Origin of the sequence: Pseudomonas sp. NFACC10-1 (assembly GCF_900119195.1) — a bacterium.
Lineage (GTDB): Bacteria > Pseudomonadota > Gammaproteobacteria > Pseudomonadales > Pseudomonadaceae > Aquipseudomonas > Aquipseudomonas cerasi.
Genome location: NZ_FPJB01000006.1, coordinates 194,059 through 208,736, shown reverse-complemented (window position 1 = coordinate 208,736; position 14,678 = coordinate 194,059). Strand labels below are relative to the sequence as shown.

8 protein-coding genes are annotated in these 14,678 nt (G+C 60.1%); 1 reads left to right on the top strand and 7 read right to left on the bottom strand.

The window, feature by feature from the left end; genetic code table 11:
- Window positions 1–4 precede the first annotated feature (4 nt).
- Window positions 5–2,023 carry an alpha-1,4-glucan--maltose-1-phosphate maltosyltransferase gene (locus BT119_RS18345; RefSeq protein ID WP_003434101.1) on the bottom strand — a complete coding sequence of 673 codons (2,019 nt, stop codon included), beginning with the start codon at window positions 2,021–2,023 and terminating at the stop codon, window positions 5–7.
- 294 nt (window positions 2,024–2,317) lie between these two features.
- Here BT119_RS18345 and BT119_RS18340 point away from each other — a divergent pair, with 294 nt between their 5' ends.
- Window positions 2,318–2,476: a hypothetical protein gene (locus BT119_RS18340; protein WP_072366551.1), complete on the top strand. Its 159-nt coding sequence runs from the start codon at window positions 2,318–2,320 to the stop codon at window positions 2,474–2,476.
- Between the two features lie 48 nt (window positions 2,477–2,524).
- On the opposite strand, the gene BT119_RS18335 is transcribed toward BT119_RS18340, so the two are convergent.
- From BT119_RS18335 to BT119_RS18310, 6 genes are all read right to left on the bottom strand, one after another.
- Complete coding sequence (locus BT119_RS18335) at window positions 2,525–3,271, bottom strand: SDR family oxidoreductase (protein WP_072366550.1); 747 nt, start codon at window positions 3,269–3,271, stop codon at window positions 2,525–2,527.
- Between the two features lie 112 nt (window positions 3,272–3,383).
- Entirely contained in the window at window positions 3,384–5,495 is a 2,112-nt protein-coding gene (locus tag BT119_RS18330) for a putative bifunctional diguanylate cyclase/phosphodiesterase (protein WP_054081466.1), read from the bottom strand.
- Between the two features lie 167 nt (window positions 5,496–5,662).
- Entirely contained in the window at window positions 5,663–7,126 is a 1,464-nt protein-coding gene (locus BT119_RS18325) for an efflux transporter outer membrane subunit (RefSeq protein ID WP_003369448.1), read from the bottom strand.
- Window positions 7,123–10,230 carry an efflux RND transporter permease subunit gene (locus BT119_RS18320; protein WP_003369446.1) on the bottom strand — a complete coding sequence of 1,036 codons (3,108 nt, stop codon included), beginning with the start codon at window positions 10,228–10,230 and terminating at the stop codon, window positions 7,123–7,125. Before BT119_RS18320 ends, BT119_RS18325 begins: the two co-directional genes overlap by 4 nt.
- Window positions 10,227–13,337 (bottom strand): MdtB/MuxB family multidrug efflux RND transporter permease subunit, encoded by a 3,111-nt coding sequence (locus BT119_RS18315; RefSeq protein ID WP_072366548.1) that lies wholly within the window; start codon window positions 13,335–13,337, stop codon window positions 10,227–10,229. The genes BT119_RS18320 and BT119_RS18315 overlap by 4 nt, the downstream gene beginning before the upstream one ends.
- Window positions 13,334–14,638 carry an MdtA/MuxA family multidrug efflux RND transporter periplasmic adaptor subunit gene (locus BT119_RS18310; protein ID WP_054081468.1) on the bottom strand — a complete coding sequence of 435 codons (1,305 nt, stop codon included), beginning with the start codon at window positions 14,636–14,638 and terminating at the stop codon, window positions 13,334–13,336. The genes BT119_RS18315 and BT119_RS18310 overlap by 4 nt, the downstream gene beginning before the upstream one ends.
- Window positions 14,639–14,678 lie beyond the last annotated feature (40 nt).

Genomic DNA, 14,678 nt, shown 5'->3' with positions numbered 1-14,678 from the left:
AGTGTTATTGCGCGGCCTGGATACGCCAGATTCCAAACGGTTGAGCTGGATCGAGACGCGTGTGCTGATACTTGCCATACCAGGTCCAGCGGTGCCCTGTCATCAGGTCTTCACCCGACGTAGCGGCGTCATCCGGCAGACCCATTTCCCACAGCGGCAACTCGAAATCCGCTTCCTGTGCGTTGTACGGGTCAAGGTTGACGGCAACCAGAATGAAGTTGCTGCCATCCGCAGAGCGCTTGCCGAAATACAGGATGTTGTCATTCCACGCGTTATACAGCTTCAGCCCCAGGTGCGTTTGCAGCGCAGGGTTCTGCCGACGAATACGGTTGAGCTGAGCGATCTCGGCAATGATGTTGCCCGGCGCCGCGTAATCGCGAACCCGAATCTCATACTTCTCCGAGTCCAGATACTCTTCCTTGCCAGGGATTGGTGCCGCTTCGCACAGCTCGAACCCCGAATACATGCCCCACAGTCCGGAGCCCATAGTGGCCAGTGCCGCCCGGATCAGAAACCCAGGGCGACCGGACTCATGCAGGAAGCGCGGGTTGATATCGGGCGTGTTGACGAAGAAATTCGGGCGATAGCAATCACGCCACGGGACTTCATTGAGCTGAGTGAAATACTCAGAGAGTTCCGCCTTGGTGTTGCGCCAGGTGAAATAGGTGTAGCTCTGGCTGTAACCGACCTTGCCCAGGCGTGCCATCATTGCCGGCTTGGTAAAGGCTTCGGCCAGGAACATCACCTCAGGGTGCTGACTGCGCACTTCGCCGATCATCCACTGCCAGAACGGCAGCGGTTTGGTGTGCGGGTTGTCGACGCGGAAGATTTTCACCCCTTCGTTGACCCAGCCCAGAACGATGTCGCGCAACTCCGTCCACAGGCCGGGGATGGCGTCTGGTGCGTAGAAATCGACGTTGACGATGTCCTGATACTTTTTCGGCGGGTTTTCCGCATAACGGATCGTGCCGTCCGGACGCCACGAGAACCAGCCCGGATGCTGCTTGAGCCACGGGTGATCCTGGGAACACTGAATGGCGAAATCCAGCGCGATTTCCAGACCATGGTCGGCTGCAGCTTTCACGAGATTACGGAAATCTTCACGGCTGCCCAGCTGTGGGTGAATGGCTTCATGGCCGCCATCCCCGCTGCCAATTGCATACGGGCTGCCCGGATCATCAGGTCCGGCGGTCAGGGAGTTGTTCGGCCCCTTGCGGTGGGCACGGCCGATAGGATGAATCGGCGGGAAATACAGCACGTCGAAGCCCATGTCGCGAATGATCGGCAGACGCGAATGGACGTCGTTGAATGTGCCGTGGCGCGCCGGATCGTCGGTCATCGAACGGGGAAACAGCTCGTACCAGCTGGCAAACTGTGCTAGCTCACGCTCGACATCAAGCGGGAACTCGACGCTGCGGCTCAGGAAGGCCTGATTGTCGGCCAGCTTCATCAGGCTGGCGGTTTCGCTGTGCAACAGTAGCGCTACTTTCTCGTCTTTATCGCCCTGTTCAAGCTGACCCAGCAGACTTTCGATCTGCTGGCGCTGTTCGTTCTGGCTGCGCTCGGCGGCGTGGACCAGATGAATGCGGCCCTCTTCCAGCTCCAGATCGACAGGAACGCCAGCGCCGAACTTCTTTTCCAGTTCATAGCGGTAGCTGCCGAACTGATCGATCCAGGCTTCGAGGCGAAACACATGACGGCTTACGGAGGTCGGGGTGAATTCACCAACCCAGCTGTCATTGCCCAGTTCGCGCATTGGCGCGCTGTGCCAGTGTTCTTCATCGGCAGCACGCCAGCGGATATTCACCGCCATTTTGTCGTGCCCATCGGCATAGACCTTGCTGGTCACGGTAACCGGTTGCCCGATGATCGCCTTGGCCGCAAACAGGCCACCGTCGATCACCGGCAACGTGTCTTCGATCACGATGCGGGGTAATTGCAGCGCCTGGGTCAGTGACAGCGGAAGGGTTGCTTGCGGGACATCGGTGGCCAGGGAATCCGGACCGTATGGCTGTTCATTCATCGAGCATCACTCCTCACGCCCCAGGGACGCTCCTGTGCATTCCATGCAATGGAAAAATTGACGGTATGGCAGCGTACGATCGCACTGTGCTGGCGACTCGTCTATTTCCGCTGCCTAGGTTCCGAGCGGTCAACGAGGGTAAAGTTCAAAGGTTTTGAGGATGTTTGGTGGTCGTGCGCAGAGATGAAGCAGCCATCGAGCGGATCAACGAGGCGACTGTAGCGGGAAGCAAATCAATTGAATCATCGGCCCTGCCGGGCGGTCGTAAACAGGGTCGACAAGGAGGCTGCAACCATGACCCTACCCAATCCGGTAGAAGTACCCGATCCAAACATCGATGACCCCGCCCTGCCCGAGCCAATCCCCGAACAGGAGCCACCGCCATCCACGCCACCACCCAATGAAACACCAGTCGGCGACCCGCCTGCCAATGCGCCACCGGTTACGGTGTGACGAGTCAGTAAACGGGATCTGAAGGCGTCTGTCCGAGCATGGACACCTTCAGCGCCCTCCCGCTACATCGATGAACGTTCCCGTCGTATACGACGCATTGTCCGACAGCAACCAGAGAATGGCCTCGGCCACTTCCTCCGCGGTACCGCCACGGCCCATGGGCAATGCACCCTCAAGCTTGCTGACGCGGCACGGATCGCCGCTCAGGGCGTGAAAGTCGGTGAAGATGAAACCCGGACGTACTGCGTTGACGCGCACGTTTTCCGCCGCGACCTCTTTGGAGAGTCCGATAGTGAAGGTGTCCAGTGCTCCTTTGGATGCCGCATAGTCGACGTACTCGCCTGCCGAGCCGAGGCGCGCCGCGAGCGAGGATACGTTGACGATGCTGCCGCCGTGCCCCCCGTGTGCCGGCAACATGCGCAACAAGGCGTGTTTGCTGCACAGCATCGGGCCGACGACGTTGTTCATCATCATCTTCAACATGCGAAATTCCGACATGTCCTCGACTCTGGAAGCCTGCGCCAGGGTGCCCGCATTGTTGACCAGATGAGTGACTCGACCGAGTTCGGCGTCGACCCGGGCAAACAGCCGCATGATCTCATCTTCGTTGCTGACGTCGGCTTGCACGGTGATCGCTCTGGCGCCCATCGCCCTTACCTGGACTGCGGTCTTTTCGGCGGCGGCATGATCCGACAGGTAATTGATGCAGATCCGATAACCCTGTGAGGCGGCCAGACGCGCCGTGGCAGCGCCGATCCCGCGCGAACCACCGGTGATAATGAGGACTTTTTCCATGGAGTGTCTCGTGTTTTTTTAAAGGCCGACATCAGGATCCAGCCAACCCTCGCAGGTTAACCAGCCGGTTCAGATCGTGCCAGCCTTTACCGTCCAGCGCCATCTGTGCGTTTCAGAAATCGGATTGCCCGGTATCGGACTCATCCACCGCAGCTTTTGCCTCAGCAGCATGGATTTCTTCGAGAAACTGCTGGGCCGGCAACGGATAACCCAGCAGGAAGCCCTGCAGCGAGTGGCACCCCAAATGAGTCAGGAAACGCTGCTGAACGGCGGTTTCGACGCCCTCGGCGACTATCCGCAGATTCAGCGCCTGCCCTACCGCCACGATGGCCGAAACAATGGCAGCGTCGTCGGTGTCATGCTCCAGATCGCGGACGAAGCCTCGATCAATCTTGATTTCATTGGCAGGCAATCGCTTCAGGTACATCAGGCTGGAGTAACCGGTGCCAAAATCATCGATCGACAGGTCCACACCCATTTCCGAAAGCCTTCTCAACACCGCCAGGCTGGCATCCGCATCATGCATGGCAGTGGTTTCGGTGATTTCCAGGGTCAGGCAGTTGGCCGGTAACTGATGCCGCGCCAGTGTGTCCGCCACTGCCGTGACCAGCCCGGAATGACAGAACTGCAAGGCTGACAGGTTGACTGCAATGCGCCAGTGCGAGTAACCCTGCGCGTACCACTCACGCATTTGCCGACAGGCTTCATCCAGGACCCACTCGCCGATCTGAATGATCAGACCGGTTTTCTCTGCCATGGCGATGAACAGGTCGGGAGCGAGGATCCCCTGTTCCGGATGGTTCCAGCGCAACAACGCCTCTGCCCCTACGGGCAGTCCGGTCATGGCATCGAACTTGGGCTGGTAATAGATACAGAACTGTCGATGCTTGATCGCCTTGTGCAAATCCTGCGACATTTGCAGCTGATTGCGGGCGTTACTGTTCATCGACGCATCGAAAAAGCTGTAGCCGTTCTTGCCGGCAGCCTTGGTGTGGTACATAGCGGCGTCGGCATTGATCAGAAGCTCATGCTGGGTGCTGCCATTGCCCGGGTAGATGCAGATGCCGATGCTCAGTGAAATCTGCAACTGATGTTCACCAATGGTGAACGGGTTGCCGACTTCGTTGACCTGTCGTCTGGCAACGGCCAATGCATCCTCAGGGTGTTGAAGCTCCACCAGCAGGACGAACTCATCGCCGCCGACTCTTGCCAGCGTGTCACGCCGCTGCAGGCTGTTGCGAAGACGCAAGGCGACCTGCCGCAACAGCAGGTCGCCGGTGTGGTGGCCGAATGCATCGTTGACCGGTTTGAAGCCATCGAGGTCCATGAACATCAATGCAAAGCACCCACCCGTCTCATTGGCCCTCTTCATTGCCCGATCAATGCGCTCCGTCAACAACGCACGGTTTGGCAAACCGGTCAGGTTGTCATGCAGGGCCAAGTGGGTCAGTTCCAGATTGGCTTCAGTCAGGGAATCGGCCAGAACCGCGGTACGTGTTTCCAGGTGAGAATCGAGAATGCAGCTGAACAGCGCAATCCCCAGAATCGACAGGCTGGCGACCAGCACGAATCTGTCCAGCCCGTTGCTGCTCAGCCCCTGCGGCAGCGCCCCGCAAAAGCTGCCATCAGCAAAATTCGCAGCGGCCATACCGGTGTAATGCATGCCAATGACAGCCAGCCCAAGCAACAGTGCCGCCGAGGCGCGTAGGAGGTAGACCCTGGGGCGTCGCTGGCGAAGATGGAAGGCTATTCGCAGTGCTGCCGCGGACGCAGCGACAGCGATCACCAACGAAAGTACCAACAGCCACGGCGTGTATTGAATCCCCGGCTGCATGCGCATGGCCGCCATGCCGGTGTAGTGCATGGCGCTGATGCCAAGCCCCAGCAACAACGACCCAAGGCTCATTTGCAGGGCGGGCAATCGCGGCTGGGTGGCGAGCCACAGGGCGAACCCTGAAAAGCCGATGGCGATCAACAGCGAAAGCAGCACCAGTGGCACGTCATAGCCAAGGTTGATGGGCAATACGAACGCCAGCATACCGATGAAATGCGTTGACCAGGTACCGACGCCCATCGCGATCGCGCCTCCCGCGATCCATACGTGAACGGCACGGCCTCTTGCCGAGACGATGCGGCCAACCAGATCGAGGGCCGTGTACGCAGCAAGAATAGCGACGAGAATCGAGATTACGACGAGTGAAGGGATGTAACTGCCAATCAACATAAACGCACCTGGAAACCAATGAGCGCGTCCATGCCGATCTTGTGCGGGTGATTGTACGCATTCGCGGCAGAATGTCGCGGCACTTGGTCGCAAAGATGGCGAATAGCTATTATTTTTCCGATTACTGCGAACAGCTCACTGAAAAAGTGTGTTTGAACCCGAAATATTTACTCCCGGAGCGTCAGGCCTGTCTCGGCATTCCAGCCCCCGCCCAGTGCGGCGATCAATTGAACGCTGGCAATCAAACGGCTTTGCAGCACGCTGAGCACACTGCGCTCGTTGCTCAATGCGGTGGCTTGGACATTGACGACGTCCAGGTAACCGATCAACCCGGCCTTGTATTGATTGTTGGTCAGGCGCAGCGAGTCACGAGCCGAGACCAGCGCTTCCTGGCGTACCGCCGCTTCCTGCTCGTATACCTTGAGCTGAACCAGATAGTTTTCGACCTCCTGGAAGCCGTTCAGCACGGTCTGCCGGTACTGGGCGACAGTCTGGTCATACACCGCTTCGGTGCGATCGACCTCGGCCGAACGTTTTCCGCCGTCGAACAGGGTCAGCGCCAACTGCGGGCCCACCGACCAGAAGCGGTTGGGCAGGCTGATCCAGTTGGCAAAGGTACTGCTGCTGTAACCGCCGCTCATGCTCAGCGTGAAGTCCGGATAATAAGCCGCCTTGGCCACGCCGATGTTGGCATTGGCGCCCATTACCGAGCGCTCGGCTGCGGCAATGTCAGGGCGGCGCTCGAGTAACTGCGAAGGCAGGCCTGGCGGGATTTGCGGCAACTGCGGAATTGAAGTGGTGACGGGCAGATTGAAGTCTGCCGGCGCCATGCCCATCAGTACGGCGATGGCATTCTCGTATTGCGCCCGTTGCCAGGCCAGGTCAATCAGATCGGCCTGGGTACTTTTCAGTTGCGTCTGTGCCTGCGCAACAGCATCACTTCCGGAAATACCGGCGCGGTACTGGTTCTGCGTCAGGGTCAGGGAGCGCTGGTAGGCATCCACTGTGGACTCCAGCAGGCGTTTCTGTTCATCGATCACGCGCAATTGCAGGTAATTCTGCACCAGTTCCGATTGCAGGCTCAGGCGCATCGCCGCCAGGTCGGCAAGACTCGCCTGCGCATTGGCGGTGTCGGCTTCCAGCCCACGACGCAGCTTGCCCCAGACGTCGGCCTCCCAACTGACGCCCAACTGCGCGTTGTAACTGTTGCGAATCCCCGAGGCACTGGTGCCGGTGTTCGAGGTGCCAGTGCCCTGCCCCGAGCGCGTCTTGCCGGTCGTCAGGTCGAGGGTCGGCAGGAAGGCAGCCCTGGAGCTGCGCACCAGTGTCTGTGCCTGTCGATACTGCGCGTCGTACTGGGCGACTGTCTGGTTGGAGGTGTTGAGGCGCTCGACCAGAGCGTTCAACTGCGGGTCCTTGTACACCTCCCACCATGCACCTTTGGCCATCCCGTCACTTGGCGTGGCCGCACGCCAGCCCTGCGCAGCCTTGAACTGCGCGGGCGCGGCCATCGACGGCTTCTGGTAATCCGGACCCACAGCGCAGGCGCTGAGCAGCACGACGCAAAGCCCCAGCGCGAATGGACGAATCAGCCCTGTCGGGCGGGAGGTGAATGCCAGGCGTTCGGTCATAGCGGAGTTTCCAGAGCAGCATCGGTGCGCACGCCACGCCATTTGTTGTAACGATGGCGCAGACGGTCGAGATAAAGGTAAACCACCGGGGTGGTATAGAGGGTCAGGACCTGGCTGAAGATCAGGCCACCAATGATGGTCAAACCCAGCGGCTTGCGCATTTCGGCACCTTCGGCGGTACTCAGCAGCAGCGGCAAGGCACCCAGGATGGCGGCCATCGTGGTCATCAGAATGGGCCGCAGGCGCTGCAGGCAGGCGCTGCGAATCGACTCTTGCGGCGTCATTCCCTGTTCGCGCTCCAGATGCAGGGCAAGGTCGATCATCATGATCGCGTTTTTCTTCACCACGCCAATCAGCAGGAACAGCCCCAACAGGGAAATCAGGCTGAATTCGCTGCCCAGCACATAGATCGTCAGCAATGCGCCAACGCCTGCGGACGGGAGCGTCGAGAGGATCGTCAGCGGATGAATGTAGCTCTCATAGAGGATACCCAGCACCAGGTACACCGCCAGCAACGCACCGAGGATCATCCACGGCTGACTCTTCTGCGTGGAAGCGAAGGCGTTGGCGGTCCCGGCCATCTTGGAAATGATGTCGGATGGCAGCCCGATGGCGGCAATCGCCCGTTCTATCGCCACGGTGGCCTTGTCGAGGCTGGCCCCTTCGGCCAGATCGAAGGAGATGTTCTCGGCCGCGAACTGACCGTCATGCGATACCCGGTCATTGGCCAGGCTGCGCTCGTAATGGGCGATGCTCGATAGCGGTACACGCTGCCCGTCTGCGGTAATGACCTGAACCTGCTCCAGCGTCACCGGGTCCTGGGCGTATTTTGGATTGACCTCCATCACCACCTTGTACTGGTTGAGGCTGTCATAGATGGTCGATACCTGGCGCTGGCTGTAAGCGTTGTTGAGCACCGCCGTGACCATGTTCATATCGATACCCAGTCGCTTGGCCGTGTCACGGTTGACCACCAGGGTCACCTGTTGTGCCCCGCGCCCTTCCCGTGCGTCGATGGCGGTCAGCTCGGGCACCGACTTGAGCGCTGCGACAATCTTGGGGTACCACAGACGCAGACTGCCCAGATCAGCGCTCTGCACGATGTATTGATACTGTGAACTGGTCTGCTCGCGACCGCCGCCCAGTTGCAGGTCCTGATCCGGGGCCAGGAACAACCTGCCGCCCGGCACATGCGGCATGTTCTTGCGCAGGCGCTCGACCACTTTCTCGGCAGACAGCTTGCGCTCGGCAATCGGCTTGAGGCGCACGATCATGAAGGCGTTATTGGTGCCACCGCTGCCACCGATAAAACCGGCAACGCTTTCCACCGCAGGGTCAGCGAGAATCGACAGGCGGAAGGTCTCCATTTTCGGCTGCATGACCGAAAACGAAAGACCGTCGTCACCGCGAACAAAACCCATCAGTTGCCCGGTGTCCTGCTGCGGCAGAAAGGTCTTGGGCACCACCACATACAGCGCGATATTGACCACCACCGTAACCAGCAGGCTGAGCAGCGTCAGCCGTCGATGCCGCATCACCCAGCCCAGCGAGCGGTCGTAGCCTGCCACCATTCGATCGTTGACCCGCTCGCTCCAGCGCTGAAAGGCGTTTTCCCCATGGGCTTCGCGTGGCTTTAACCAGCGCGCGCACAACATCGGCGTCAGGGTCAGGGACACAATCAGCGAGACGATGATCGCTACCGACAAGGTGATGGAAAACTCGCGAAACAGACTTTCGACCAGACCGCCCATGAACAGGATGGAAATGAACACCGCGACCAGCGAGACGTTCATCGACAGCAAGGTGAACCCCACCTCCTTGGCGCCCAGAAAAGCCGCTTTCATGGGGTCGAGGCCGTTGTGAATATGCCGGGATATGTTTTCCAGCACAACGATGGCATCGTCCACCACCAGACCGGTCGCGAGGATCAACGCCATCAGTGACAGGTTGTTCAGGGAGAAGCCGAACAGGTGCATGATCGCAAAGGTGCCGACCAGCGATACCGGAACCGCCAGGGTGGGGATCAGCGAGGCGCGAAAACTGCCGAGGAACAGGAACACCACCATCACCACCAGCACCACGGCAATCAGTAGGGTCATTTCGGCTTCGTGCAGCGTCGCCTTGATCACCGGCGAGCGGTCCATCGCGATATTGAGACTGACACTGGCCGGCAGCACCGCTCGCAGCGCCGGCAACTGCGCCTTGATCTGCGCCACGGTTTCAATGATGTTGGCGCCCGCCTGGCGGTTGACGACCAGCAGCACGGCACGGTCATTGTTGTAGAACCCGCTGTTGTAACGGTCTTCCACGGCATCGCTGACTTTCGCCACGTCCTTCAGGCGCAAGGTCGCTCCGTCCTTGTAGCGAATGATCAGCGGCGCATAATCCTCGGCGGTTTCCAGCTGGTCGTTGGCCTGCACCTGCCAGTTATGCTGGTCGTCCTCCACAAACCCCTTCGGCCGTCGTACGTTGGTGCCAGTGATGGCAGTGCGTACGTCGTCCAGCGATACACCGTACTGGGAGAGCATCTGCGGCTCCAGTTCGATACGCACAGCAGGCAGCGAGCTGCCGCCGATCTGCACTTCGCCGACCCCGGAAACCTGTGACAGGCTCTGTGACAGGATGGTGGACGCCAGGTCGTAAAGCTGGCCCTTTTCCAGCACCGTCGACGTCATCGACAAGACCATGATCGGCGCCTGGGACGGGTTGACCTTCTTGTAGGTCGGCATACTGCGCATACCGCTGGGCAGCAGATTGCGTGAGGCATTGATCGCCGCCTGCACTTCCCGCGCGGCGCCGTTGATGTCGCGATTCAGATCGAACTGCAGAATGATCCGCGTGGTGCCCTGGCTTGAATTGCTGGTCATGGTGTTGACACCGGCAATACTGCCCAGCGATCGCTCCAGCGGCGTTGCCACCGTGGACGCCATCACTTCCGGACTGGCACCGGCGAGGCTGGCCGAGACCACAATCACCGGGAAATCCATGTTCGGCAACGGTGCCACCGGCAACAAGCGAAAGCTCACCGCGCCCAGCAGCATGATCGCCAGGCTTAGCAGAACGGTCGCAACGGGGCGACTGATGAACGGCGCTGAGAGGTTCATGCGTCAGCCCGTTCCAGTCGGTCCGGGTCAGCCGGTTTGCGACTCCAGAGACGGCCAAGGCGGTCGAAATACAGGTAGATGACCGGCGTTGTGAACAGTGTCAGCACCTGACTGAGCAACAGTCCGCCAACCATCACCAGCCCCAGTGGTTGCCGCAATTCGGCGCCGGAGCCACTGGCGAGCATTAGCGGGATGGCGCCGAACAATGCGGCCAGGGTGGTCATGAGAATCGGCCGGAAGCGCAACAGTGCCGCGTCGTAGATCGCCTGCTCGGGCGCAACACCGCGGTTGCGCTCCGCGTCGAGCGCGAAGTCGATCATCATGATTGCGTTCTTCTTGACGATGCCGATCAATAGAATGATGCCGATGATCGCGATCATCCCCAGATCGTTGCCGCTGATCAGCAGAGCCAACAAGGCCCCCACTGCGGCCGACGGCAGGGTCGAGAGGATGGTGATCGGGTGAATGTAGCTCTCGTAGAGCACGCCCAGCACGATGTACATGGTGACCACCGCCGCCAGAATCAGCAGCAACGTGCTGGACAACGAAGCCTGAAACGCTTCGGCAGCGCCCTGGAACTGAGTCTGCACGCCGATCGGCATGCCGATCTCCTGCTCGACCTCCTCGATCACCTTCACCGCCTTGCCCAAGGCAATATCGGGCGCCAGGTTGAACGACATCATCACCGCCGGAAACTGCCCGAGGTGGGCGATGGCCAACTGTGCCTGGCGCTGCTCGACACTTGCCAGGCTGGATAGCTTCACCTGCGCGCCATCGGTGGTCTTGACGTGGATCTGCTCGAGCGCCGCCGGGCCGAGTTCACTGCCCGACGCAGCCTGCAGCACCACGCGGTACTGGCTGGCCTGCGTGTAGATGGTGGATATCTGGCGCTGACCGAATGCGTCGTACAGCGCTTCGGTAATGTTCGCCACCGTGACCCCGACCCGGCTGGCCGCATCACGATCGATGTTCAGGTACACCTGCAAACCTTTATCCTGCAGGTCGCTGGCCACATCCGTCAGCTCGGGCCGCTTGCCGAGCGCGTCTACCAGTTTTTCGCTCCACAGCGTCAGCAGCTCGGCGTCGGGCGACGACATGCTGAATTGATACTGGGTGCGACTGACGCGGTCTTCAATGGTCAGGTCCTGCACCGGCTGCATGAACAGGCGGATATCCGACAGCTTGTCGACCTCGGGTTGCAGGCGCTGGATCACCTCGGACGCGGTCAGGTCGCGCGCTCCGTGAGGCTTGAGGTTGATCAACAGGCGCCCACTGTTGAGCGTGGCGTTGTCACCGTCGACACCGATGTAGGACGACAGACTGACCACTGCCGGGTCCTTGAGAATGATGTCGGCAAGTGCCTGCTGACGCTGGCTCATCGCTGCGAACGACACCGACTGCGGCGCTTCCGAAATACCCTGAATCACTCCGGTGTCCTGCACCGGAAAAAAGCCTTTGGGTACGACGATGTAAAGCAACACAGTCAAGGCCAGGGTGGCCACGGCAACCAGCAGGGTCAGTGGCTGATGCTTGAGCACCCAGCGCAGTCTGCCCGCGTAGATGTCGATCAGCCAGTCGATCCAGGCACCGCTGGCCCGGTAAAAACGGCTCTGCTCTTCTTCCCTGGGCTCGCGCTTGAGCAAGCGCGCGCACATCATGGGCGTCAGGGTCAGCGAGACCACCAGCGATATCAATATCGCGACCGCCAGGGTAATCGCGAACTCGCGGAACAGCCGCCCGACCACGTCGGCCATGAACAACAGCGGGATCAATACCGCAATCAGCGACAGGGTCAGGGAAATCAGGGTGAAACCGATCTGCTTCGCGCCCTTGAGTGCGGCCTGCAAGGGCGTCTCGCCCTCTTCGATGTGTCGGGAGATGTTTTCCAGCATGACGATGGCGTCATCGACGACGAAACCGGTCGCAATGGTCATGGCCATCAGCGTCAGGTTGTTGACCGAAAAACCGGCCAGGTACATCACGCCGAACGTGCCTACCAGCGACAGTGGGACGGCGATAGACGGAATGATCGTCGCGCTGAAACGACGCAGGAACAGGAAGGTGACCAGCACCACCAGGACGATCGCGATCAGCAGTTCGTGCTGAACATCGGTCACCGACGCACGGATGGTCTGCGTACGGTCCGTCAGGACCACGACGTCGAGCCCTGCCGGAAGGTTTTCGGTGATCGACGGCAGCAACGCCTTGATCCGGTCGACCACCTCAATGACGTTGGCGCCCGGCTGACGCTGAATGTTGAGCAGCACCGCCTGGCTCCGGTTGGCCCAGGCCGCGAGCCGCTCGTTTTCGGCACCATTGACGATTTCGGCCACATCCTTCAGGCGCAAGGGTGCGCCATCCTTGTAAGCCAGAATCAGGTTGGCGTACTCCTCCGGAGACTTCAGCTGATCGTTGGCATCCAGCATCGAAACCCGGGTCGGCCCGTCGAAATTGCCCTTCGGCTGGTTGACGTTGGAGGCGCTGATCAGGGTACGTACATCGGACAGGTTGAGACTGTTGGCGGCCAGCGCCTCCGGGTTGACCTTGATCCGTACCGCCTGCCGCTGCCCGCCGGCAATGCTGACCATGCCCACACCGCTGATCTGCGAGATCTTCTGCGCCATGCGCGTATCGACCAGATCATTGAGCTTGGGCAACAACATGGTTTTCGAGGTGATCGCCAGGGTCAGAACCGGTGTGTCGGCCGGGTTGACCTTGTTGTAGACCGGAGGCGCCGGCAGATCGGTCGGCAGCAGGTTGGTGGCCGCGTTGATCGCCGCCTGCACCTGTTGCTCGGCGACATCCATATTGATTTCAAGGCTGAAGCGCAACGTAATGACCGACGCACCGCCAGAACTGGTCGAGGCCATCTGGGTCAGGCCGGGCATCTGTCCGAATTGACGTTCAAGAGGCGCAGTCACGGAGCTGGTCATCACCTGCGGGCTGGCGCCCGGGTACAGGGTCATCACCCGGATGGTCGGATAATCGACCTGGGGCAACGCCGAAACAGGCAGCAAGGTATAGGCGATCAGACCCGCCAGGACGATTGCCAACATACTCAGCGTGGTGGCAACCGGACGCAGGATGAACAGGCGTGACATGTTCATACGCTTGGTTTTTCCACCTTGCCGAGCGCCGCCGACTTGTCGGTCTTGCTGTCAGGCTTGCCTTGCAGCTTCTGAGCCGGGCCGGCCGGCACTTCCTTGCTGTCGTTGACGACTTCGACTTCGGCACCGTCGCGCAGGCGGTCGGTACCTTCGAGCACCACCCGCTCGCCGGCTGCCAGACCTTCGGTAATCACCGTGGATGTCTCGTCGCTCGGGCCGGTCTTCAGCAGCTTGAGTTTGACCTTCTTGTCACCGTCCAGCACATAGACAAAGGTCCCGTCGGTGCCGAACTGCACCGCCGCAGTCGGTACGAGCGTGACTTTTTTCAGCGTGTCGGCGCGCAGCCGTACATTGACGAACTGATTGGGGAACAGGACCTCGTCACTGTTATCGAAACGCGCCTTGAACTTCAGTGTGCCGGTGGCCACGTCGATCTGGTTGTCGAGGCTGGCCAGTACGCCGCTGGCCTGCATCTTCGTATCGCCACGGTCCCAGGCTTCAACGGGCAGCTTGTCGCCGGTGCGGTAGCGGGAAATGACTTTCGACAGGTCCTTTTCAGGCAGCGTGAACGCCACGGATATGGGCTGGGTCTGGGTAATCACCACCAGTGCAGTGGTGTCGTTGGCGGCAACCAGATTGCCCACGTCCAGCTGTTTGAGGCCGACACGCCCGGCAATCGGGGCACGGATGCGAGTGAAGTCCAGGCTCAGTTTTGCGTCAGCCACAGCAGCCTGATTGGTCTTGATCGTGCCCTTGTATTGATTGACCAGCGACTCGGCAGTGTCGAGGGTCTGCTTGGCGATGCTGTCCTCGGCAAACAAGCCTCGGTAACGCTGCACATCGAGCTGAGCATTCTTGAGCAGCGCCTGGTTAGTGGCCAGCGTACCTTCGGCCTGCTGCAACGCCACCTGATAGCTGCGCGGATCGATTTCAGCCAGCAGATCACCGGCCTTGACCATCTGCCCTTCCTGGAAATAAAGCTTGACCAGCTCCCCCGCCACGCGACTGCGCACATTGATGGTGTTCATTGCCGTCACGGTGCCAAGCGCCTTGTAGTAGATCGGAAAATCACCTTCGGTAGCCGGGGCCACACGCACCGGGACCGCGACAGCCGATCCGCCGAAGCCAGGTCGTGCCATGCCGCTTGCAGCCGGCTTCTTGTTGCTCTCGGCCCCCTTGCCGGCAGTGGACGCAGGCCAGAACCACCAGCACAAGGCAACAATGACCAACAGGACCAACAAACTGATCAACCAGCGACGGGATTTACGGGAGCCAGACAATTGCATGAATAAATCAACCATTACAGGTGGGGGTTTGTTCAGAAGGCTGAACAATAAGCAC

Excerpts from the sequence above, each read along its gene's own strand:
- BT119_RS18345 (WP_003434101.1), bottom strand. The coding sequence starts at position 2,023 with ATGAATGAACAGCCATACGGTCCGGATTCCCTGGCCACCGATGTCCCG.
- BT119_RS18340 (WP_072366551.1), top strand. The coding sequence starts at position 2,318 with ATGACCCTACCCAATCCGGTAGAAGTACCCGATCCAAACATCGATGAC.
- BT119_RS18335 (WP_072366550.1), bottom strand. The coding sequence starts at position 3,271 with ATGGAAAAAGTCCTCATTATCACCGGTGGTTCGCGCGGGATCGGCGCT.
- BT119_RS18330 (WP_054081466.1), bottom strand. The coding sequence starts at position 5,495 with ATGTTGATTGGCAGTTACATCCCTTCACTCGTCGTAATCTCGATTCTC.
- BT119_RS18325 (WP_003369448.1), bottom strand. The coding sequence starts at position 7,126 with ATGACCGAACGCCTGGCATTCACCTCCCGCCCGACAGGGCTGATTCGT.
- BT119_RS18320 (WP_003369446.1), bottom strand. The coding sequence starts at position 10,230 with ATGAACCTCTCAGCGCCGTTCATCAGTCGCCCCGTTGCGACCGTTCTG.
- BT119_RS18315 (WP_072366548.1), bottom strand. The coding sequence starts at position 13,337 with ATGAACATGTCACGCCTGTTCATCCTGCGTCCGGTTGCCACCACGCTG.
- BT119_RS18310 (WP_054081468.1), bottom strand. The coding sequence starts at position 14,638 with ATGGTTGATTTATTCATGCAATTGTCTGGCTCCCGTAAATCCCGTCGC.